At 61.0% G+C, this 22,367-nt stretch carries 21 protein-coding genes and 1 tRNA gene; 6 read left to right on the top strand and 16 right to left on the bottom strand.

The features are described from left to right. Positions 1-67: 67 nt before the first annotated feature. Positions 68-1,651, top strand: a complete 1,584-nt coding sequence (gene tnpC, locus NKK47_RS25895; RefSeq protein ID WP_352578751.1) for an IS66 family transposase — start codon at positions 68-70, stop codon at positions 1,649-1,651. A 270-nt stretch (positions 1,652-1,921) separates the two neighbouring features. Here the strand turns inward: tnpC and NKK47_RS25890 are convergent, their stop codons facing one another. From NKK47_RS25890 to NKK47_RS25880, 3 genes are all read right to left on the bottom strand, one after another. After that, the gene (locus tag NKK47_RS25890; protein WP_352578750.1) at positions 1,922-2,266 is read right to left on the bottom strand and encodes a hypothetical protein; all 345 of its coding nucleotides are present in this window, start codon (positions 2,264-2,266) and stop codon (positions 1,922-1,924) included. A 416-nt stretch (positions 2,267-2,682) separates the two neighbouring features. Continuing rightward, on the bottom strand, positions 2,683-4,620 hold the full coding sequence (locus NKK47_RS25885; RefSeq protein ID WP_352578749.1) for a ParB/RepB/Spo0J family partition protein: 1,938 nt from the start codon (positions 4,618-4,620) through the stop codon (positions 2,683-2,685). 803 nt (positions 4,621-5,423) lie between these two features. Beyond that, a complete protein-coding gene (locus NKK47_RS25880) occupies positions 5,424-5,849 on the bottom strand; it encodes a hypothetical protein (protein WP_352578748.1) in 426 nt (141 codons plus the stop codon). Between the two features lie 504 nt (positions 5,850-6,353). Between NKK47_RS25880 and NKK47_RS25875 the strand changes: the two genes are divergently transcribed. Then, a complete protein-coding gene (locus NKK47_RS25875) occupies positions 6,354-7,277 on the top strand; it encodes an HNH endonuclease (RefSeq protein WP_352578747.1) in 924 nt (307 codons plus the stop codon). 92 nt (positions 7,278-7,369) lie between these two features. Here the strand turns inward: NKK47_RS25875 and NKK47_RS35240 are convergent, their stop codons facing one another. From NKK47_RS35240 to NKK47_RS25860, 3 genes are all read right to left on the bottom strand, one after another. Then, a complete protein-coding gene (locus tag NKK47_RS35240) occupies positions 7,370-7,918 on the bottom strand; it encodes a Y4lK-related protein (protein WP_502898225.1) in 549 nt (182 codons plus the stop codon). Positions 7,919-8,162: 244 nt separating this feature from the next. Continuing rightward, positions 8,163-8,519 carry a DUF2958 domain-containing protein gene (locus NKK47_RS25865; protein WP_352578746.1) on the bottom strand — a complete coding sequence of 119 codons (357 nt, stop codon included), beginning with the start codon at positions 8,517-8,519 and terminating at the stop codon, positions 8,163-8,165. Positions 8,520-8,528: 9 nt separating this feature from the next. Further along, positions 8,529-8,750 carry a hypothetical protein gene (locus NKK47_RS25860; protein ID WP_352578745.1) on the bottom strand — a complete coding sequence of 74 codons (222 nt, stop codon included), beginning with the start codon at positions 8,748-8,750 and terminating at the stop codon, positions 8,529-8,531. A gap of 932 nt (positions 8,751-9,682) precedes the next feature. Between NKK47_RS25860 and NKK47_RS25855 the strand changes: the two genes are divergently transcribed. Beyond that, complete coding sequence (locus NKK47_RS25855) at positions 9,683-10,555, top strand: phage integrase N-terminal domain-containing protein (protein ID WP_352578777.1); 873 nt, start codon at positions 9,683-9,685, stop codon at positions 10,553-10,555. Then, the gene (locus tag NKK47_RS25850) at positions 10,555-10,857 is read left to right on the top strand and encodes a type 2 periplasmic-binding domain-containing protein (RefSeq protein WP_023721642.1); all 303 of its coding nucleotides are present in this window, start codon (positions 10,555-10,557) and stop codon (positions 10,855-10,857) included. Before NKK47_RS25855 ends, NKK47_RS25850 begins: the two co-directional genes overlap by 1 nt. A gap of 238 nt (positions 10,858-11,095) precedes the next feature. On the opposite strand, the gene NKK47_RS25845 is transcribed toward NKK47_RS25850, so the two are convergent. Next, positions 11,096-11,626 (bottom strand): hypothetical protein, encoded by a 531-nt coding sequence (locus NKK47_RS25845; protein ID WP_023721641.1) that lies wholly within the window; start codon positions 11,624-11,626, stop codon positions 11,096-11,098. A 44-nt stretch (positions 11,627-11,670) separates the two neighbouring features. Next, on the bottom strand, positions 11,671-11,850 hold the full coding sequence (locus NKK47_RS25840; protein ID WP_023721640.1) for a hypothetical protein: 180 nt from the start codon (positions 11,848-11,850) through the stop codon (positions 11,671-11,673). Between the two features lie 855 nt (positions 11,851-12,705). Here NKK47_RS25840 and NKK47_RS25835 point away from each other — a divergent pair. Continuing rightward, a complete protein-coding gene (locus NKK47_RS25835) occupies positions 12,706-14,340 on the top strand; it encodes a type IV secretory system conjugative DNA transfer family protein (protein ID WP_352578743.1) in 1,635 nt (544 codons plus the stop codon). Between the two features lie 8 nt (positions 14,341-14,348). Next, positions 14,349-15,578, top strand: coding sequence for a M48 family metalloprotease (locus tag NKK47_RS25830; RefSeq protein WP_352578742.1), 1,230 nt, complete (start codon positions 14,349-14,351; stop codon positions 15,576-15,578). Between the two features lie 11 nt (positions 15,579-15,589). On the opposite strand, the gene NKK47_RS25825 is transcribed toward NKK47_RS25830, so the two are convergent. The 8 genes from NKK47_RS25825 to NKK47_RS25790 form a co-directional block, all read right to left on the bottom strand. Continuing rightward, entirely contained in the window at positions 15,590-16,051 is a 462-nt protein-coding gene (locus tag NKK47_RS25825) for a hypothetical protein (RefSeq protein ID WP_352578741.1), read from the bottom strand. Between the two features lie 330 nt (positions 16,052-16,381). Beyond that, complete coding sequence (locus NKK47_RS25820) at positions 16,382-17,476, bottom strand: MobA/MobL family protein (protein ID WP_352578740.1); 1,095 nt, start codon at positions 17,474-17,476, stop codon at positions 16,382-16,384. 267 nt (positions 17,477-17,743) lie between these two features. Then, entirely contained in the window at positions 17,744-18,958 is a 1,215-nt protein-coding gene (locus NKK47_RS25815) for a site-specific integrase (RefSeq protein WP_352578739.1), read from the bottom strand. A gap of 110 nt (positions 18,959-19,068) precedes the next feature. Then, positions 19,069-19,144 (bottom strand) — tRNA-Trp (locus NKK47_RS25810). A gap of 77 nt (positions 19,145-19,221) precedes the next feature. Continuing rightward, complete coding sequence (locus NKK47_RS25805; RefSeq protein ID WP_352578738.1) at positions 19,222-19,731, bottom strand: hypothetical protein; 510 nt, start codon at positions 19,729-19,731, stop codon at positions 19,222-19,224. Positions 19,732-19,859: 128 nt separating this feature from the next. Next, positions 19,860-20,342, bottom strand: a complete 483-nt coding sequence (locus NKK47_RS25800; RefSeq protein ID WP_352578737.1) for a group II truncated hemoglobin — start codon at positions 20,340-20,342, stop codon at positions 19,860-19,862. Between the two features lie 102 nt (positions 20,343-20,444). After that, the gene (locus tag NKK47_RS25795; RefSeq protein WP_352578736.1) at positions 20,445-22,124 is read right to left on the bottom strand and encodes a COG3904 family protein; all 1,680 of its coding nucleotides are present in this window, start codon (positions 22,122-22,124) and stop codon (positions 20,445-20,447) included. 159 nt (positions 22,125-22,283) lie between these two features. Further along, on the bottom strand, positions 22,284-22,367 hold an 84-nt coding region (locus NKK47_RS25790; protein ID WP_455749504.1), incomplete at its 5' end, for an EF-Tu C-terminal domain-related protein.

Here is a 22,367-nt window from a genome sequence, read left to right as displayed (position 1 = left end):
GCGGCATGATGAATCAGGGAGCTGAAAAAGCGGGAAAATTGCCCGCGAATATGCTCTGATTTTGGCCATGTCGGCACCCGAACTCGCGCTCCCGGACGACGTTGACGCGCTCAAGGCGATGGTTATTGCCATGGCCGAAAAGGCCGCCCTTCTCGAGGAGCGCAACCTCCATCTCGAGCTGGTCAACAAGAGCGCCGATGAGCGGATCGCACGACTGACGGCGGTCGTGAAGATGCTGGAGCGGGCGCGCTTCGGCAGCCGCTCCGAAAGGTTGCGGACCGGCGCGCTGAGCGAGGAACAGTATGCTCTGGTCTTCGACGAGATCGAAACCGGCGTGGCGGCCATCGAAGCGCAGATGGAGAAGTCTGCGGGCGGCTCGAAAGCGAAGCGCGCTCCGCGTCCTCGCAAAGGCTTTGCGGCCCATCTCGAACGGGTCGAGGTGGTTATCGAGCCCGAAACGCCTGCTGGCTGCGAAGCGCTGGAAAAGATCCTGATCGGCGAGGACGTCTCCGAACGGCTCGATGTCACCCCGGCGAAGTTCCGGGTGATCGTCACGCGTCGCCCCAAATATGCCTACAAGGGTTGGGACGGCGTCACCCAGGCAGCCGCACCCGCCCGCATCATCGAAAGCGGCATTCCGACCGAAGCGCTGCTGGCGCAGATCGCAGTGTCGAAATACGCCGATGGCCTGCCGCTCTACCGCCAGGAAGCGATCTATGCCCGCGATCAGGTCGAGATCGACCGGTCACAGATGGCGCAGTGGATGGGCAAGGTCGGCTTCGAGCTCGAGCCGCTCGCCGATTACGCACTGACCCGCATCAAGCAGGGTGAGCGGGTCTTTGCCGATGAGACCACCCTGCCAACGCTGGCCCCAGGATCGGGCAAGGCCAAGACGGCCTACCTCTGGACCTATCTCCGCGATGATCGGCCGTTCGGTGGCAGCGGACCGCCCATCGTCGCCTACCGCTTCGAAGACAGCCGTGCCGGCGAATGTGTCGCCCGCCATCTGGACGGCTATCGCGGCATCCTGCAGGTCGACGGATACGCCGCCTATAACCGGCTGGCCCGATCGGATCGGGGCAATGACGGCGTGACGCTGGCGGCGTGCTGGTCGCACGTGCGGCGCAAGTTCTACGAACTGCATGCCGCAGGCTCCTCCGTTATTGCCTCGCAGACGGTGGCGCAGATGGCCCCGCTGTGGGCCGCCGAGGAGGCCGTGCGCGGCCAGGACCCGGTAGTTCGGATAGCTGCGCGTCAGGAGAAATCCGCCGCCGTCGTTGCCGCTCTCTTTGCGCTGTGGGAAAAGGAGCTGCCGAAGCTGTCGGGAAAATCGAAGCCCGCCGAGGCGATCCGCTATGCGCTCGGCCGGCGTGCCGCGCTGGAGCGCTTCCTCACCGACGGCCGCATCGAAATCGACTCCAACACCGTCGAGCGCGCGATCAGGCCACAGACAATTACCCGAAAGAACAGCCTCTTCGCTGGCAGCGACGGCGGTGGACGGACATGGGCCACCATCGCCACGCTGCTGACCACCGCCAAGATGAATCAGGTCGATCCGTACGCCTGGCTCACCCAGACCCTCGAGCGCATCGCCAATGGCTGGCGAAACAGCGATATCGAGGCGCTCATGCCTTGGAACTACCAGCGCTAAACGGCATCAGCTAGGCGCTTACAGCCGACGCACTGACCGTCCTAAATATCTTGAACAAGCTGGCGGAGGCCCGGACTCCCCCTGTGCCTCCTTTGACGATATCCGATTTCATCGTCATTTCCCCGAAGCTCAACAGGATGTCGATTTCAAAAGTTTCTGATGAAACATACGTTTACTCGAGATATGACCTGAAAAATGCGCCTTCGGACGGCCATCCTTGGACAATAAAAGGGAAGCAACCCGAACGGGCCGCTTCCCTTAGAAAGGTTCCTAACTGAATATTGCCCCCTTTACCACCAGGTCTGGGGGTAGCGATCGCAATTGCCGGCAGACCTCGACATCGAGGTTTCCGCTTATGTAGACGTTTCTGCCTATCGTTTGCAGAGTGTCGCAGCCCTCCAGATCCACATTTCCAAATACCGTTAGATTACTGGGCAAGGCGCGAATGTTCGTCCCAATAAGATTAAGATTGCCGTAAATAGTCAATCCATCGGGAAGGTGATCCACTTCATCATACCCTTCTAAGTCCAAAGAGCAGTTCAGCGTAGCAGGTCCCGATATCGAGATAGAGCCGTCCACTATACCGATCTGACAGTAAATACCGTTGACAGTCATGAGAGTACCTCCTGCCCCACACGCGGGGCGCTGTGGGATTGAGGATGAAGCTTTTCGATGTTTCGGCGTATTCCACATGCTGCCATTAACCTCGCCGAGCGTCAAACTATTCGTATGCGGCGCGATCTATCATTCCGACATGACGGCTTTTTAAAGCATAGCTTTGAAAGAAGCCGATCAAAAACTCCCGCGCTGGTTGATTCTCTTATCTAGCTTAGCTCTTTAGATAGTTAACAAAAAGCTGGCGAGGACCGGGTCCCGGATCTACGTTTGTTATTGTCTGAAGGGTGGGGGAGCGCGAGGGGCGGGTCCAGGGGGCCTCGCTCGGCCTCGGCCGGTTCGACACCGGCCAGGGGACGTTCGGCACGCAAGAAGGCCGGGATTTCTCTGTCCCGGCCCGCTTGTAGGGTAATCTGCTATTCGGCGGCGATCGACACCTTCTCAATGGCTGGTGCTGGCGCTTTCAGGGCTGTGGGCAGCCAGCCCTTGCCATCCAGTTCCTTCTCGGCCTGCAAGACGCCTTCGGGTTTCGGGGCGCGTTCAACCGCTCTGGCAGCATCTTCCGCACACCCGGCCTCGCGCATCACGCCGGCGATGTCCGCTTTCGACAGCCGCGACAGGAATGCCGCCTCCGGCACCCACCACTGGCCCATGTCCAGACCCACCGCCATTGCCATCAGGTCGGCGTTGGCAATGCGTTCCTTGCCGGGTTCATGGCGGGCGACCACGGCGTTGAGGTTGGCGGCAGTCACCACCGCCAACAGGTCAAGCAGCACGTCCTGCGGCTGCGTCACCAGCCATGGCCAAAGGTCGGCAGGGTCCCCGGGCAGGCGATGCCCCCAGCCCTCCAAAACCTCGTTCCAGCCGGTCAACGCACGGCAGGCCTCCGGCTCCTTAATGGGCGGAACCAGATTGCGGCGCTGGCCGGTGACCTCCACCGCTGTCTCGATACGCCCATGGTGGTAATCGTAGAACAGGCGGCTGACCAGCGCATGCAGGATGGCGACCAGCGCCACATCGGGACGGTTCGACAGTTCCACGCGCAGCGCTGCCGTGCGGATGGCCGTCAACTCCTCGGTCAGGGCTGCCGATATGCCGGTGTCCTCCTCTTCCGGGCGTTCCGCCTGCCTCGCTTCGACGCCCTCATCTTGGTCGTCGGCTTCGTCGCCGCCCTGCAAAGTGGCAAGGGCCTTGCGGTCGTCGGCCTTGACCAGTCCCGGCGTCACCTGCAACATCCCATCGTAGGATAGCGTCACAAGACAGCCCGCCTGCGCCATTTCACTGGGGTCAAAGGCTTCCGCCGCGTTCTGGATCGCCTCGATGCGGCTTTCCAGCGCCTGCACCTTGGCCTCGTCGATCCCGATTTGCGGGTCGCCTTCGGCGTAGGCGTCGATGGCTTCGGCCAGCTCGTTGTATTGCGCATCCAGTGCCGCCAGTTCCGCCTGCTCGGCCTCGGTGAGGTCGCGCCGCACCGCATGGATGCGCCCGAACCCGCCACTGTGGATGAAGGTACTGTCGAGGCTGATTTCCACCCATTTCCAGCCCAGCGGGCGCAACTCATCGGCCACCGCCTCGAGCCGGTCACTGGCAAGCTTCACCAACAAGGGCCGGTCGGTCAGGAACGTCAGATCGTCGGCGGCGAACAGGTCACGCAACACCCCGCCCCCTGCGGCCTCGTACGCCTCAACACCAACAAAGCGGGCCAGCCGGTCGTTGCCGCGCACATGGGCGCTGGTCAGGAACGAGCGGATGCTGCCCGGATTACGGCTCCAGCCATCCTGCTCGAACCATGCAGCCTCCTGCGCCGCATGGTCGTCGCTCAACGCCAACGCCTTGGCCTGCTCAAGGGTCACTTCATCAGCGCGCATGGCGTCGAGGATGCGCGGCGACAGGCTGGCCAGTTTCAGCCGCTGGCGTACCGTGACAACGGACTTGCCGAAGCGGGCGGCAATGTCCTCGGCCGCCATGCCCTGTTCGACAAGGTCGCGGTAGGCAATGACCTCGTCCACCGGGTGCATCGGCTCGCGCTGGTCGTTCTCGGCCAGCGAAATCTCGGTGCCGCTGCCGTCCTCGCTCAGGATGGCCCTGACTGGGTAGTCCTTGGTCACCGCCACGCCCTGCACGGTGCGACCTTCCTCCAGCAGCAGCCGCAACGCCCCCAGCCGCCGCCCTCCGGCAACGACTTCGAACTTGGCACCTTTAGGCGCCTTGCGGGTCACAAGGTTGTGGATGAGGCCGTGCGCCTCGATACTGGCGGCCAGTGCGGCCCTCCCCGCCTGCGCATTGACGCGGCGGACGTTGGATGCGCTCGGCACCAGCTTGCCGAGAGGGATGGTGATTTCATTCGTGTTCATGGACTTGCTCCTTTGATTGTCGTTCAGGATTTTCCCTTTCCCTTACGGGTTCAGGTCACCTGAACCCCTGCCTCGCGGCGAGTAGCGGGGAGAGAGGGGGCAAGCCCTGGGGGCGGAGGGGTCTCCCCGGTCTGTACGGAGCGAAGCGGAGGAAGATGGGGGAAACCGCCAGCGGCGGCTTGCTGGGAGAGAGGGCCGCGCGCCTCTCTCCCTGTCACACAACAAACGTGCCGACAGGCACATCCATATCGGCGCAGCCGTGCCGCGTAAGCGGCCACAACAAAAAGGGCGTACAAAGCGGAGTCGATGAAATGTCCGCAGGGCGGACAAGGGTCATTTCATCGGCGGAGCCGGTTCGTGACCCCGAGACCGGTTCAACAGGGCGGCCTAAGGAGGGTCAGCATAGCGCCGCCACAGGCGGGACGCGGGACTGACCGCCCCCGGCAAGGGGTGCCATTCAGCTCAGACGACGTCGTGCCGTGGCATCGAGTCTTTCCCCGCTTAGAGGCGTGCCTCGGAGTTGCAGACAGAAATGGCTACGCGCAAAAAAAGACGCCCCGAACCAAGGTTCGGGGCATCTGGTGGAGCCGGATCCTTTACGCGGATCCTCAGTAGCCAACGGGGGCCATAACAGAGCACCCCACAGCGGCACATACTGCGAGAATGGTGATCCCGAAGAGAGTCCCCTTCATGATCAGGATGAGCTTGCTCGGATCGAAGTAAGTTTCATTCATTTGGCAGTTCCTCCTTGCAGAAGAACTGGTACCAAAATATGGCACCATTTGTCAAATGGATTTTTGAAACTATCCGAGCGAATGCCTCATATCTGCCACAACAGGCTTGCGCTGCAGAATGGCAGAGGCGGTATCGAGCGTTGCCCGTGCCCGCGCTTCGACGTACTCAATAAGGTCAGGCGTCGGGATAACGTTCTTTCGACGTCTGTCCTTGGGATCGTCTTCGAAGGCGACGAAGCCCAGTCGTTCCGCTTCGGCCACGTATTTCTTGCAGGTGTCCAGATGGTCTGCAGGAACCATCCGGCAGGCTTGCGAGCGCGACACCGTCTTTCCATCGAGGTGACGCAGGTAGATATTCATCAGGAGACGCTCGATAAACGCGTGCAGCCGCTGGTCGTCGACATTGTCATGGAGCTCGGTGATAAAATCGCTGAACGTGACGATGTTGTGCCTCACTGCATCCAGGAGCTGGTCCCGGCTATAGTCATTGTTCATCCGAAAATCCTTCTCGCCGGTGGAATGGCATGGCGCTTTGGTACCATATAAGGGCACCAGTTATGGTATCATTACAGCGACACCCACAATTAATCGCAAAGTCGGCCACACAGGTCGTGATGCCGCCGAAACGCCGAAACGGTCATGTGTGATCTTTCGCGAAGTGCGTTATCTTATAACATTTAGGAAGATATTCCGCAAGAAGTTGACGTGGCAGCTGCCCCCGAAACTGAACCAGTCGCCGCAGGATCAGGCACGCCTACTGGCGCACCAACGGTACTTCGTCTACCGGTTCAGGCGGTAGAAGCGCAATCACTTCGACGCCTGCTCGGGCGTGTTGGGCAAGTTCGTTGGCGCGACCTACCACCGCCAATTGTCCGGCATACATCGTACTGCCGCGGAGCTTCGTCAAAGTCTTCACCGACAACCTCCGACGGCATGGGGCGCACAGGTCATTGTGTTCCCGATCTGTTCGGCGCGCAAGGGACGGTGTATCGTTCGCACATGGAATCATCCATCTCCCGGTCCCGCAGAACCGAAACGTCGCCGCAGCGTCCGATAACGCTCGACAACCGCACCTGCGTCTATTGCGGAGACGTGCTTTCACCCAGCACCATTTCACGTGAGCATGTAATCGGGCGCCGCTTCGTCCCCAAAGGCAAGCTAAACGGCCAATGGAACCTGATCCTCAATGCCTGCCGAGGCTGCAACGCGCGCAAGGCCGATCTTGAGGACGACATTTCCGCGATCACTCTCCAGCCCGATGCCTGGGGCCGCTATGCCCATGATGACATAGGCGCGATTGAGGACGCGCGTCGCAAGGCGAATAATGCCGGTAGTCGTCGCACTCGGAAGGCGGTCAAGGATAGCGGCGAAGAGATGAAGTTGGACGGGACCCTCGGGCCTGGGGTGGACATCTCGTTTCGATTTTCCGGTCCGCCGCAGATCGATGACAATCGCGCGTTTGAACTGGCCCGCTTGCACCTAACGGCGTTCTTCTACATGCAGACCTATAACCGCGAGACCCGTCGTGGAGGGTACTGGCTTCACGGCTATCATCCAGTCGCGACGGCTACCCGCAGCGATTGGGGCAACGCACTGATGACCGCATTCATGCGTACGGTCGAGCCTTGGGATTGTCGCGTGCTTGCGATCTCCGCTGACGGGTTCTTCAAACTCATCACGCGCAAGCATCCGACCGCTGAAACATGGGCCTGGGCCTTGGAATGGAACCGCAACCGCCGCTTAATCGGCTTCTTCGGTGAACTTGAGCCCGCGCAGGCAATCTTCGACAGCCTCCCGAGGCTGACAGCGCACACGGTCTACCAAGCTCCCAATGAGTCCCTCTCCTATCGGACTGACGTCGCGCTGAAAGAGGATGAGGACACCCTGTTCCTGGTCTTCGATACAACCGAAATACCCGAGTAGCATACATCACTACGATGCCGCCCCGGGAACTGCCATGGACCGCCCCCCTTTTGGAGGCGGTCTGCCGGGGGGCTTCCTGCGGCAGTCGATGCCTATTGCAACAAATCGCTCCGCAAAAGCTCTCCGCAGCCGCTCGTCGCCATCCACCGCGCCCGCGCCAAGTGCGATGCCCAGGCCCGACGTGCCCGTTCCGGCTCACGGTCGGGATCGATGTTCAGGCTGACACGCGCCACGTCGCACCAGTCGGCGCCCTCCGCTTCCGCGATCAGCAGGGCGGCGTAGGTCGGGATGTGTGCCACGTCGTACACCGTGACGACGTCCAAGTCCGGCGCCTCGTCATCGATCCTGCGTTCCAAGGCGGTAAATGGCCCCTCGAGCCAGGCTTCCGCTTCCGGTGGAGGCGCGCCGATACAGCGGCCAATCGAGGCCAAGTGCGCCACGATCTGGTAACGCAGGTGGTCGCGGCTGCCGTAGCGCGCGTCGATTTCGGCGAGCTTCTTGTACAGCCCCCGACGCTTGCCGCGCGGAACATCGGCATCGCCCATGGCGTAGTACCTCGGACCGACGGCACAGATGTCGCAGCCGGTTGCGGCCACCTCATCCACGAACGCCGGAATGTCCTTTTCTCGCATCCGCTTCATTTCAAGAGCCTCTTCGCATCACATTCCCTATCACAACATTCCGGATTCTCAACCGTACCGTGTACTCCGGCGAGCGGGGTCCAGTGCGTTACCGCTTTCACAGCCATGTCCCGGCAGGGCTCCCCTCGTACGCAAGCCGATTCTACGATGGTGACAGGCTTTGGCTAGTCGGCCTCAGGTACTTCAAGGCACTGTCAACAAGATTGAACGCCACCCGGAGGTGGCGTTCTTTCTTATGAAGGCCTCATGCTCGGATGTGGCCGAGGCGCTGAGCCTCACTCGCATAAGCCGACAGAGGCTTGTCCGCCCGGAAATGCAGGTCACGTTCGACCGGCAATCCAAGGCGCCCTCGCACTGACGCGAGTTCGGTCAGGCTGACGCTGCCGAGTTCGGGACAACCGAGCCCGAGGTCACAAAGACCGAAGGCGATATCCGGGTCTTCCGGATCGATCTCGGTGAGGAGCCAGGTCGCGCCGGCATCCGGCGTGAACAGTTTGACGACGGGCATGAAGTCGATTTCGCCGTCGGTGCCGCGGAGAGGAAGCTGCTGGCGACCATTCGCCAGCAGCTTCGCCCGCAGGTCTTGGGTCAAGAGCTGCATGGCGGCCTCCTACTCGTCGTCTTCGACTCTGGGAGCGCGAAGGACGATGCGTCCGTCGAGCGGCAGGGCGTCGAGGAGGAGCGTGCCGCCTTCGCCGTCGTCGTGGGCGAAGAAGGAGCCGATGCGGGTCCAGAAGCCCTTCTGGCCTTCCTTGCCGTCCCGCACGGTGTAGGCGTGATAGATCGGCATCTTGGGCTCGGACTTCGCTTCGGTGTTGCGTTTGATGGTCATGGTCTTTTCCTTTGGTTGATGGTTTCTGTCCCGGAGGACGGTTCCAAAGGAGACGGCGTAAAGGGCTGGCTTGTCCCCAACACGGGAGCGCAGCGAAGGAGCGGGCAGGAACGGGACAAGACGGCCGCGCCGGCTAAAAGAGAACAGTCATCAGCTCCGGGCAGACCATCGACGGAAACGCCATGGCCAATCGCACGACATCGGACGTGACGAGCCAAATTCGACAACACGATCACGCTGCGGCGGCGGAGGCTGGAGGCCTGCCGGACGGGCCGCAGTCCTGGCTCCCGTATGCACAGACTGCGCAGGCGGTCGCCACCGACCCGCCAAGCCCGGCCCACAGGGGCCCCGCTTGCCGCGCCGAACGCAATCCGGGTACCGGGCCAATGCGGTTGGCCAGGAACACGGAGAAGCGTGACGAGCATGGTCGGGCATGGAATGTCCGACGATGCCGGCGGCCGGCGGTCTGTCACTCGCCAATGTATTGGGGAGTGACAGACCGCCCCCAAACCCACAGTAGATGCCGGGTTCGTGCAAACGCCACCACATGACTCGCAAATGACGCCGCGCTTCGCTGATCATTTCCGGTGCAATGTGCTGGCCAATAGCAGGCGACAGCCTCCACTATCCCGGCGGGCAAAAAACTGCCTGATCCATCTCACCCGACCTTTTCCCCAACCAAAGGAGAGCAGAATGACTGCTTATCGCATACGTGCGCCGCCGCGGCGGCCACACCTCCGGTTTCGACCTCTCGGTAACCGGATGCCCAACAGGGCAAACCATATCGGCCAGCCGCCCGGCTGGCTCGGGAGGCTCATACCGTAAGGAAAACTACGCATTCCGGCCCTGCCGCGAATGACCTTCGCGGGGTGTCACGCTCTACGGACGTGCATCGGCCATCAACACTCAGCCAAAAACAAAAAGCGAGCATGATGGACGATCTGACCATGGATCTGGTGCGACTGTGCCAACGCAACCGGGATGGCTCTTATGGCACTCAAAACAACCGCCGGCGCGGCCTGTCCGCAATGGCCAACGACCTCGTGGACCTCGGCTACAAGTTGCCGTCCGCGACCTCCCTCAAACCCAAGCATGTCGACGCGCTTGTCGAACGATGGCTTGATACCGACACCTCGGATGCCAGTATCCGCAACCGCCTCACCTGGCTTCGCTGGTGGGCGGAGAAGGTCAACAAGGTCAACGTCGTCAACCGCGACAATGCCGCGTACGGCGTCGCCGAACGTGGCGAGGTCACGCGCAACCGTGCGCAAACCCTCGACCATGCCAAGCTCGGCACCATCGAATGCCCCTATATCAAGGCCTCGGTTCTCCTCCAGGTGGCGTTTGGCCTCAGGCGCGAGGAAGCCATGAAGTTCCAGCCACAGGCGGCCATCCGCGCCGACCAGATCGCCTTGCAGGCGAGCTGGACGAAAGGGGGCCGGGCGCGGACCGTGCCCGTCACCACGCTGGAACAGCGGCAGGTCCTTGAACATATCATGCGCCTTGTCCCCGGCGGCGGATCCCTGATCCCCGCGCAGATGACCTATGTCGAACACCTCAAGCGGTTCGAGTACCAGACGCTCAAGGCAGGGCTGCGCAACACCCACGGATTCCGCCATGCCTACGCCCAGCAACGCTATGCGGTACTGACCGGCCAGTCCTGCCCGTTGGCAGGCGGCAAGCGCTGGGTCGACATGAGCGGAAACGAACGTGCCGCCGACCGCGCGGCGCGCCACCGGATTTCCGCCGAGCTGGGCCACGGCCGCCTGAAAATCACCGACACTTACCTCGGGAGTGCCTTCTGATGAAACGCGCGGAAGGCAATGTCCTCATGGCCACCAATACGAGGACGAAATACGCTGAAAGGCTCTTCAAGCCCGCGACGATCGCGGCCGCCATCGATGAGGCCGCCTTCCAAGGCCATCGCCGCTACCGTGTGGTGCAGGAGTTTCCATTCGACCTTTCTGATACGGAGGCCGCCAAGGCGCTTGAGAAATGGCTCGATTCCGAGCAGTTCGAATACGTCTGGCGTCCGACCCGTCTCGAACAGGATGATTTCCGCCCGTCCATCGTGGCGGAATACCCGGAACTTGAGATTTCCTGGTGAACGCTGGAGGCGAGGCAGTTATGAAAACTAGCAAATGAGGCGTACGCCTGAAGAGGCAAAGGGATGTTCATCCCCGTCTTTTGTTTTGGCTTCGGTTCAGGAGGCAGTGGGCGGCAGTGCAGGCGCACGGCTTTGGCGGTGTTCGCCGCAGTCGTGCACTAACTCACGCAACACGTCGGCCCGACGCGCTGCATTGAGCGGTTGACGTTAAATCGCCCTGACAAGATAGAACGGATAGCTATAACTGGTCTGAAAATATTGGATATTTCAGAGCCCTAACAAAAAATTTGCCTCGTCCCGGCTCTTTTTTCATTTCTCTGCAGAGCACTTGGACATGTTCGATTTTCGTTGCGGAGTAGGCCTTGGTCTCAAACTGCATAATGGCTCGATAAAGGTAGGCGCATATATCAACCGCCACGTATTCGTGGCTGAACGAAACGATAAATTCAGTCAGACCTTTATCGATTCTCTGCGTTTCCATCGCTACATTGATTGAGCTGCCTTGCACAATCACCGTGTCAAACTTCGAAAGGAGGTGACAGAGTTCCCCTAAGAACTCTTGACTGGTAATTCGATGCATCGGCTCGCTGACGAGGTAGCGCTTCCTTTGCAAAAGCTCTGTCCAAATCGAATGGACGTAACCAAGCTCAGGCCCAACGATAAGGCGGAGCCCAGTATTTTCTCGGATGTTTTCCAGAGTTCTTTGAAACTCGCTTTCAAAAAACGAGTAGTCGAGCAGCCGTCGGAAAAATTCGTATCGAGTTTTCATATGCTCCGCACCCCTCAAGGGGCGCGGAACATATCAAAGTCTAATCATTTGTGTAGCCGGAAAAGCGTTTGACGCAGCGAAATCTTTTCATGCGTCGACAGTTTGGTGGTTGGAAGTTCCACATCAAGCCGCTTCAACGTGTCATCAAACGACAACGTCTGCTTGTTCTTGCTCTTATTCTGAGGGGAAACGGATTTTTCGATGGTGCCAGGTTGTGTTGCCACTAATCTATTCCTTCATTCGATCAATGGGCAAGACGATTGCTCGTCCTGCCATGACGCAGTGACGAGCTCGACATTCGCTCAATCCGATGATAGGACATAATTCCCAGCCCGTAAACTACTACCCGAATACAAATCCGCAGCCTATTTAATGCATATTTTGGATAAGAAAAGTGGTGTTTTTTCGCAACACTTTCAATGTTTTTCCCAGAATGCGAGGAATTGCCCGGTGGATAAGTTGGTCGCTGTCGCCGCTTAGCATGAAACGGGTGACGCCAGAGCACACATGGTTGATCTAAACAACGGGAGGCGAGTCTAGCCCCCATCCGTGTCCCCAGAGCAGTCTTGCGCTGCTGGAGGCAGTCGATATCTAGGGTCTCGAGCGTTGGCCATTTCTCGCAGGTCGGACTATCAGAAAGTACGTATGTCTTGAAAACACGGGCATTCGGCTACGGCTCTTCTGTGCCCACATCAAAAGCTCGGATCACCCGTCGGTTGTCACGGAATACCCTGAACCGGAGATTTCCTGGTGAAATGCCGGAAACAAGGGCAACTGCAAGGAACAATAATCAAGGCGTCAAAGTACGGAAACAAGGCGTTCGCCTGCTCAAGAGGCAAGGGGATGTTCATCCCCCTCTTTTGTTTCTTGCCTCCGCTTCCGGAGGCCTCTGGCACAGCAGTTCTGCTGTGTGATTGAAACACCGCATCCCGGCCCGTCAGCTTTCCACTCCGGCCCTTACCGTAGTCTCTTCACGAATCCGCTAGCGAATAGTCTGAAAATTCATCTGGCCCCTGCCAGAGGGGTTTATGCCAGCTGTTTCTTAGTGTTACATCGTCCAGTCTTGCGGGGGCTGGGGCATGCCGGATTGGTTCAAGGATTTCGATCCCTTGAAGGGAATGGAGCCGTTCGGATCGTCCCGCAAAGGGGCGACAGAAGGCCTGTCCACCGGGATTAAAATCGGCAGCGCCATCACCAACATGTTCGCCCAACGGCGGGCGCGCAAACAGATCGAAAACGAGCAGCGCGAGGAGCAGCGGCGCGTCGACGAGGGCATCGCCAATCCGCCGCCGCTGCATGGTTCGGCGCGCTGGGCGGAAGCCTCTGATCTCCTGAAAGCCGACCTGCTGCACCCGACGGCGAAATTCGAGAGCCCTTCTTCCATTTTGATCGGGGCCTTCGAGGACCCCGCTCTCGGCGGCGCCGTCGCCGGCCAGATTCACTGGGATGGCGAAGGGCACCTCCTCACCGTGGCGCCGACACGCTCCGGCAAATCGACGACGACGATCATCCCCAACCTGGTCCGCTACAAGGGTTCATGCGTCGTGCTTGACCCCAAGGGCGAGCTCTACGCGCAAACGGCGGCCTGGCGCCGGCAGAACGTCGGGCCGGTTTACCGGATTGCACCGTTCCAGCCCGAAACCGATGCCTACAACCCGCTCGACGGCGTGGTCTCGTTTTCCGATGCCCAGGCGCTTGCCGACCTGATCATGCCGCCGGATCCGAACGCGCCGGACTTCTTCCGCAAGGATGCCATCGCCATCCTGACCGCCATCATCATGTTCGTCACCGAGTCCGCGCCGCCGGGGCATCGCAGCATGGCCGAGGTGCGGCGCATTACGGCCGCGCCACTCGATCTCTTCACCGAGGCGATCAGGACCATGGCCGGCTCGCGCAATCATGCCATCGCGAATGCCGCCAACATTGTCCTCGGCAAGGACCGCAGCAAATCCATTCCGAATCTCCGTGACACGATCAACACCGAGTTCGCCCTTTGGGACGACCCGGGACTCCACCGCGCGACCTCGGTGGCTTCATTTGATTTCCGTTCGCTGAAGGATGCACCGGCGACCGTCTACATCACCGTGCCGTTCCACAAGATGTCCGCGTATGCCGCGTTCCTGAAGATCACACTCACCACCGCCCTGGACGCGATGCTCCAGAACGAAACCATCCCCGACATCCCGGTCCTCTTCATCCTTGATGAGTTCCTGAGCCTGGGGCCGTTCCCGCGCTTCCGCGACGCCATCCGCACCCATGCCGGCGCGGGCGTCCGCCTCTGGTTCTTCCTGCAGGACGTGCCCACGCTGGAAGAACATTACCCCGCCGGCTGGAAGACGTTCTTCAACACCTCGGTGAAGACGTTCTTCGGCACCGACGAACACTTCACCGCCGCGATGATCTCGGATTTCCTCGGCGACCAGACGCGCGGCTACCGCACGGCAGGGACCAGCAACAGCGCCTCGACCGGCCCGGTCTTCAGCGGCAATGGCGCAGGCACCGGCTCGGTCAATCACGGCATCGCCTATTCCGGCCGTCCCCTGCTGACGCCGGACGAAGTGACGGAACTGCTCAGTGGCTCCGCCGCGGACCAGACCCGCATCGGCCTGGTTTTTGCGCGGGGCGTCCGCCCGATCCGGGCCAAGCTCGTGCCCTGGTATCTGGGGCAAGACTGCCGTGAGCGCGTCATTCCACCAGCCAATCGCAGAACGTGAGGAGCGGTATGACCTCTGGTGCTTTACTGGACGACGTTAAGCCCCTGGCTGCCAGGTATTTGACGGCCACGGCGCTGCGGCTCGGCTGGTACGCGATCAACAGCGGCCTTAGGCTTTACCCGAGCGTTGTTCTGCCGCTGCCGCCCCACCTTGATTGGCCAGGCCTGTTCGTGCTGGTCGACCTGGGGCTTACGGTCTGGCAGGGGGTGCTCCTCATCAAAGTCGTGAAAGCCGCCTTGATCCGCTATCAACCGGATACCGCCGCAACGCTCCACCTGACGACCGCGCCGGGTGAAACCCGGGAACGTGACCTGACCTCCTTAAGCCGCACCGTCGTCAGCACCCCGCTCGTGCTGGCGGGTACTGTGCTGTTTACCTGCGTCTTCATGCAATGGTTGATCATGGGCGGCCTGCTCGGTGTGCCCTTCGTGTCGATGCCGCTGGACAGCCCGGGATGGGTGATCGGCGGACTCTTGGCGGTTGCCGGCCTCGTCTACGGCAACAGGTTTACCGCCCGGGCCAAGGCCAGGGTCGGCAATTCGTTCGGGGTTGAGTACCTCCAGGCCGATCACCCGCTTGCGCAGCGTGTCGCCGGACATGCCGCGACGCTTGGCATCAAGCCGCCGGCCGTCGGCGTGGTGAATGTCACCAACGCCTTCGCCATGGGAACCCGCAAAGACGCGGCGGTCGTGATTGGCAAGCCCCTGTTGAACCTGCTGTCGCCGCAGGAGCTGGACGCGGTGATTGGCCATGAACTCGGGCACGTGGTCTACAACGACGTGGAACGGATGCAATTCGCGGAAGGGTTCCAGACCATGATGGGTCACGTGGCGAATTTCGGCACGGTCATCGCGACGACAGTGGTGGCGCAGGCCACCAAAGACAAGCGCTATGGGCGCGATGTGACGGAGGTGACAGGCGCCATGGGCACGGCGGCCCGGCACACGCTTTTCGCCGGGTCCGAGCTTATGGTGAAGGGGCTGTCGCGCGCCCGTGAGTTCAAGGCCGATGCCATCGGTGCCAGCATTGCTTCACCGGAGGCGATGATTGGCGCTCTTGAGCGGGTCCATGGCATACCGGCCAAGCCGACCGGGGTCGAAAACAAATACGGCTACCTGATGTTTCGCGGCGGCAAAATGGGGGCTTTGTTCAGTACCCACCCCACGCTCAAACGCCGCACCGATGCCCTTCGCAGCGGCGCCCACCTGAAAATGCTTCCCGGGAAAAAGGCCGCCTGATCCTTGCAGGCTTAGCGGTCTCGCTGCCATTCCGGGTTTAAGTCCCGCTCTTCCTCATGGCCACCGGAAGCAGTTGCGCCGGGTGACCGCTTGACCCACCATGGATCGGCGTCGGCCTGGATCTGACGTTGCATGCCATCGAAATGCGCCGGGTTAACAGCGCGCATCTCCTCCAACTGGTCGCGGAGCCCACGATACTCGTGAAACAAGGCCGGAAGCCGCAAGCTGGCGTCGATGGCCTGCTCCTTCCGGGTCTCGTCCCGGGGCATCTCGCCGAGCGAGAAGAGATGGTTTTTCAGGATTTCGTACGAATGGGCGTCGTTCAAGGCGAACTTGGTCCACTCGCCATAAGCGACATCGGGCTGCTCAAAGCAGCGCCCGAAGAGATCGGCAAACTGGCGGTTGAGCTGAACCATCCGCGTGGTCAGTTTCTGCATGTCTGCTTCCGGGTCGATCGAAAAATCCTTCGCCATCGCGATATCCTTTGACAGACCGTAGGAATAGTGTCCTATTTTTCCTATGCGGCCCTATTGGATCAGAAGGTTAGACTACGAACTTGCTTTAGCAAAGCGGCGCCGCTGGCGCGATTGGCCAACATGGTTGTGGTTTCACCTGGTGAAACGACACTACTATGCCTGCCTGCTGTACCGTCGCCGCAAGCTCGGAACCTATCGGGAAGGGTTGCCACCCAGCGCTACCGCAACCCGCGTGCGCCGCATCACGCTCGCAGAGGCGCTGCCTCCCAGGCATTTTCCAAAAGATACACTGCACTAGCGTTCCACACATCCCGGCCGGGACGCCAGTCAGCGGGTCCGCCACCAGGCCTCGCGGTCCCGTTCAGGTGCGTCAGGTTCGCTTTCGGGTTGCCTTTGGTGTTCGGCATTGACCCACCACGCCCTGTCGTTCTCCGCAGTGAGTTCCTGAGCGTTCGGGAGCGGATAACGGTCAGCCGGTTGCTCGACCTCGGCAATCATCCTGTCCTGCGCCGCCTCCAGCTCATGCGAGGGTATCAGGTCGCCCTCGGGACCTGGAACAGGCCGATCGCGCTCGGCAACCGGATCGCCTCGCTCGTGATCGCGCGACTGCCAATAGAGCCAGAATTCGTCACGTTCGTGCTCACTCATGTCCGACGCCGGCTCGCGGCTTTCGGGCGGCCAGTCCCGTCTCAGGGACAGGTGGGGATACAGGTCGGCAAGCGGGTTTGGCATTCTCAGCTCCTGTCGGACCGTGGCAATACGCTCTACGTCAATCTGCGCCCGGCGTGCCCGTCGCGCCTGGCGATCGGCACCCACGTGCTGGCCCGCGCGCTGGGCCGAACCAATCGCGGCATGGCTGCGGGAATCGATGCGGGCGTCGAGGCCGGCGCTGGCAAAGCTGGCATTGGCGATCTTGGCCCACATGGCACGCGCGTCGGTGACGAAGCGAACCCCGTCGGCTTCACGGAGCTTTCCGGCGAAGCCGCCCGCCGTGATCCGGCGCGTTGTCAGCAGCAGGTGGGCATGCGGATTGGTGTTGCGACCGTCCTCGTGAATCGCCAAATCGACGACGTAACCCTGGCGCGTGTACGCGTCGGCCATGGCGCCAGTCAGCTCCAGCCAAATCGCCGGCGCGAGTTCACGCGGCAGCGCAAACTCGATTTCCTTAGCGAGCCGCGCGTCTTTGCGCTTCTCGGCGGCTTCGACGGCATTCCAAAGCTTGGCACGCTCGCCCATCCACACGGGAGCCCCAGCCGGCATGCGGATCTCGGCGTGAACAACGTCGCGCCGGCCACCAAACGCGCTCTCGCGTTCTTCCGCATCGTTCGGCAGCGTTTCGCCGGCCCGATAGGCGGCGGCAGCGACAACCGAACGGCCGTCACCGCGGCTGATGTTTTTGACGTGCAGATGAAAGATTGCCATGGGTCACCCGTCCATCCGCACTTTGTCGGGCCCCGGCGCACAGTCAAGGTGAAACGCGGTTCTCGATGCTGAGCGGGGTTCCAAGGGGCTTGCCCCTGGCGCACTTGCCGGTTTTCTCCGGGCCGCCCCCCGCGCCCGGTCAGAAAACCGAGCAACGCATCGCTTCTCTGGCTCAATGCGTACACATTGGGCGATGCGTAAGTGCGCTGTACGCATTGCTATAAGCTCCCGGAAAACTTTCAAGCCTGCCCGGTCAAAGGAGGCACCTCAACTCTCAATCTGCTCCACCGTCTCGGGCTTGGCCCGCTGCGCAGGCTTGGGCTTGCGCACGTTGATGGCCGCCGCATCGAGGCGGTTTTTGAGGTGCACGGCATAGTGCTTCTCGATCATCTCGACGCTTGTCCGGCAGTTCTTGGCGATCTGGTAGATGTCGGCGCCCTCAAGCAATCGGAAACTGATGTAGCTGTGGCGGAGCGAGTACAGCGTCCGCCGATTGCCCTCGCGGTCGGATTTGAGGCCGAGCTTATCGAGGATGCCGTTGAACTGCTTCTTGTGGTCGACCGGAAAGACCCGGTCGGTGGGCTTCGGCTTGTTGCGGGCCACCATTCGCTGGAAGGGAAAAACAGCACCGGACGTACTTTTGCAGTACCCTACCCCGCGCTTGCCGCGCACCTGGATTTCCAGGATCTTTTGGCCGCTCGCCTCGTCCTTGACGACCTCGACGTCCCGATATTCGAGCCAGGTGGCTTCGTCCGGCCGGAGGCCCGTATTGGTCAGGAAAAGGATCTTGTCGTGGAGCTGCTCGGCCAGCCAGACCCGGTGGGCCTTCTCGCCCTTCTTGGCTTTGTGGCTGGCGTCCCGCCTCTCCTGCGCGTGGGCCCGCGTCGCTTGGTACAGCTGTTTGTATTCCTCTGGCGTAAACCAGGCGCGGTGGACGACCTTCGCCGACTTCTTGTAAGGCTGGGAGATGTCCGGCAGATGCGTCAGCCATCGATGCCGGACGGCCGCTTTCAGGACCAGGCGCAAGGTCACGGTTTCGTGGTGCAGCGTACTGCGTGAGGGGAGCTTCTTACCCTCCTCCGGCGTCAGCCGGGAAATACGGTACTCCTGCACCGTGCCCGCGTTGATGGTCGAAAGCCCCATCTTGCCAAAGTACGGCACCAGATAGGTGCGAACCCGTCGATAGTGGTCCTTGACCCAACGGGCGTTTCGCTCCCCGTTTGTCAGCACCTCGTATTCCGTGATGAACTGGTCGGCGGCATCCTTGAAGGTCTTTTCGGCTAACAGTTCGCCGCGCCGGCCTTTGTCCTTCAGGCCGAAGTACCAGTCCTCGGCCCAGTCCTTGGCCCTTGCCAGGCTTTCTTCCTTGGTGCTGACCCGCCAGTTTTTGCCTTTGAGGAACGTCGAACAATGCCAAATCGGGCTGTCGTTGCGCCGATAGACGTGAACTTTCCCTTCCAGAATCGTGTGCTTTTCCGCCATCGCCAGACACTCCCTGCGCGCGTGCAAGTTTGTGAAAGAGATGTGTAAGGCTACTTTCGGCGTCCTCGCCAAGCAAGGCGATTTATAAGTGCCTGATTTCCATGAGGAAATGGCACGGGCAGCAGGGCTCGAACCTACGACCTGCGGTTTTGGAGACCGCCGCTCTACCAACTGAGCTATGCCCGTATGCGCATGTCGGCGCAGCAGGCGCTTCCTAAAAGCTTCCGCGCGCTCTGTAAAGAGCGACGTGCGCTACCCGGCCTTCATCTTCGAAAGTCCAGGCGTCCTCCCGGCCATTTCCCGTCGATCCGTTGATTGCTGACGATCAAGCCGACCCAGGGACGCACGATTTTCGGGTCGGTCAGATTGATATATTTTCCAACCAGCCCTTTCGCACCCTCGCGCCGCGCATCGATCAGCCCTTTGCGCACGCCATGATGCCAATCGAACAGGAGGAAGACCCTCTCTCCCGCCGTTTTCACCTCGCCCCGGCCGGACTTCCATTTATCCTCGGTATCGCCCGGGATCGTGGGATCGGCGCCGCCACTCCATCGGCTGGACCAGCTTCCTCCGATCGCGTCGTCGCAATCGCCTTCGATGCCCCAGGCTTCGGCGTTCTGATCGCTTGAAAGCCCTTCCAGTTTTACGCCGGCGGCGAACGCCGACACCTCCTCGTCGTCGGGACTGGGGACATCCATCACACCGAACGGGTTTCGAGTTCCGCGACCGCTGTCAAAGGCGCTGTCTGAATTTTTCTTGCCTTCCGATCTCATCACAAGCCTCCGGTTCTCAGTGTGGCCCGCCAGTCGACGGCGACTTCAAACCGTTAGCCTGGAGGACCGAAACCTCCATAGCCACCCGTTTTCCTGGCCGGCAGGGTTTTCGACCGAATCGTGCCCGGTCAGTCTCCCGAAGGCGGCTTGTAGGGGCCGCCTGGCACCCCCCAACCCCAGGCCGGCATTGGTTCGGTCTCGGGATCGCAGGTCGGGCCCTTGTTGGAGTTCATCTTGGCCAGCCGCGATCCCCATTCGACATAGGCCATGAAAGCCGAGCGGAATTCGGGATCGTCAGGCAACCCGATCTCGTCGGCGGCGTCGGCGAGAAGATTGATCCAGCGCCGGCGCTGCTCCTCGGTCAGATGCTTGCCAAGATGATGCATCACCATCTCGCGATGGCCGCCGTGCTTTTCGCTGTAGGTTTTCGGTCCACCAAAAACTTCGCCGATGAAAGCCGCGACGTGAGCGGGATGATCCGGCGACATATGCTTGAACACCGGCCCGACGATGGGGTCCCGAGAGACGTTGTCGTAGAAGGCTTGGGTCAGGCGGTTCAGCGCTTCGGAGCCACCAGCCCATTCAAACAATGTCGGGACATCCTGGCTCATTCGCGATCCCTCCCATGCTGGTCTTCAACCGCGCTGGACGATAGCGGAAACATCGAGCGCCGCTCAACCTGCCTCGATGGGCAGTCGGCCGCAATGCCCGCGTTACGATTTGACCGGCGTGCTGGCCTGAGCCTTGGCGCCCGAGGCTTCGCGGCAGTTTTCCGGCCGTGGCTCCGATCTGCAGATGCCGGGGCCTGTCAATTCGTCTGCCGATTGATGCCCGGTTATCAGCCCGTATTTCAGCATCCTGTCGAGTTCGAGCTGCCGTTCGACTGAATACAGCTGAATTGCGGTAAACAGACCGGGGCCGATGGCCATGTCCTCGAGATAGGCCTTGACCTTTTGCTCCTGCCCTACCGAATGCACGCTCAACTGCGCACGCGGGCCGACCAGGCGTTTGACACCGCCGGCGAGCATGATCGGACAGGCCGAGCCGCAACCGCCGCCGGCATCGACCGTCAGCCCGTTGTAGACGCCGTCTTCGGCCGTGCAGTCGGCCTGCCGCGGCTCGCAGCCAATGAAATCCGTCCGCGCCACAGCGACGTCGAGCTTGCGTTCGCGGATCAGCCTTCCGGCCGCCAAAGCACCGAGCACATCACCACCCGGCGAGTTGATAACGATGGGCAGGCGCCGGTCGCCGACGCTGTCAAGCAGTTGGCGCAATTTTTCGGGCGTGTCAGCGGTAATTGCGCCTTCGGCCGAGATCCATTCCGGGCAGTTGGGATTGCAGAGCGGGTTGCTGCCGCGGACCAGGACGAAGCGCATGTCAGCGAGCTCCTTCGCCGGCTGGGTTTCGAGCCCTGAAGGTGCAGGCTCGGCGCTCGCCACCATTTCGCCGGTCGGCTTCGCGATATTCGCCGGCACTTCCCTGCAACTCGCCGGCAACGGATTGGATCGGCATAGCGTTGGCGCGATCAGCAAGTCGACGGCATCCAGGCTGGTGACGAGATTCATTTGCAGCATGTCGTAGGGAACCAGTTGCTGGATGCTGCTGGCCGGCGTGCTTTTCATGGTCTCGAGCACGCCCAGGCCGACGCCCATCTCCTTCAGATAGGCCGCCAGCTTCCGCTCCAGCGGTTTGTTCATTTCGTAGGTCTTGTAGCTGCCGGCGTTCTTCCGGCTGACGACCCTGGTGCTGAGTATCTTCTTCTTGCCTTTCACCATGCGGTAGGTGGTGCGGTACAGCAATTTCGTCCGGATATAGGTGGTGGTGATCTGATGGACGCCGAGAAAGGCCCATTCCCCGACCACGCGCCGGATGCCACCGGAAAACATCAACGGACAAGCGGAATTACAGATGGCGCCGTTGGCATAGGCTTCGCCGAAATAACGGGCGCCCTTGCCGTCGTTTTCCTTGCAGTTCTTCATATCTGGCAGACAGCCGACGAAGCCGGTTTTACCGACGGCGATATCGAGCTTGTTCTTGCGGATCAGGCGGCCAAGTGTCAGCGCAGCTTCGACATTGCCGCCGGGGGAATCGACGACGATCGGCAACTTTCGGCCGCCAAGCGCCTTAAACGTGCGTTTGAAAAGGGCCGGCGTGCCGGCTTCAATCGAGCCTTCCGCCGATATCCATTCCGGACAGGTCGGCTCGCAGCCCGGCGCGCTGCTGCGGACGACGACGAACCGCATCGTCGGGCCGAAATCCGGCGTGGATTTTTCCGGCGTGGATTTCTTTGCATCCGCTGCGAAGGCAGCGTGGCCCATGGCAAGCAACGACACCAGGCAGATCAGCCCTAGCGACCACCATGCCTGACTATGCAAACGGCGCCATGGAACCATTCGGGCAGCCCCCTCGATGCAACCTATACTAGTTATGGCAGAGGCGCTTGCAACAGGATTTGAAGCAATGCGGTTAATCCATTGCCAGAATATCAGAATCAAAAAGGGCGGCCCGAAGACCGCCCCTTTGCATCCGATCTCAACCGGCAGCGCCGGCGATTACTCTTTGATGGTGACGACGATGCCGGCACCGACGGTGCGGCCGCCTTCACGGATGGCGAAGCGCAGCTTCTCTTCCATGGC

The sequence above is a fragment of the Mesorhizobium sp. M0019 genome (assembly GCF_040323975.1).
GTDB lineage: Bacteria > Pseudomonadota > Alphaproteobacteria > Rhizobiales > Rhizobiaceae > Mesorhizobium.
The sequence above is the reverse complement of the archived record's forward strand: the minus strand, read 5'-3'. Positions and strand labels throughout refer to the sequence as shown.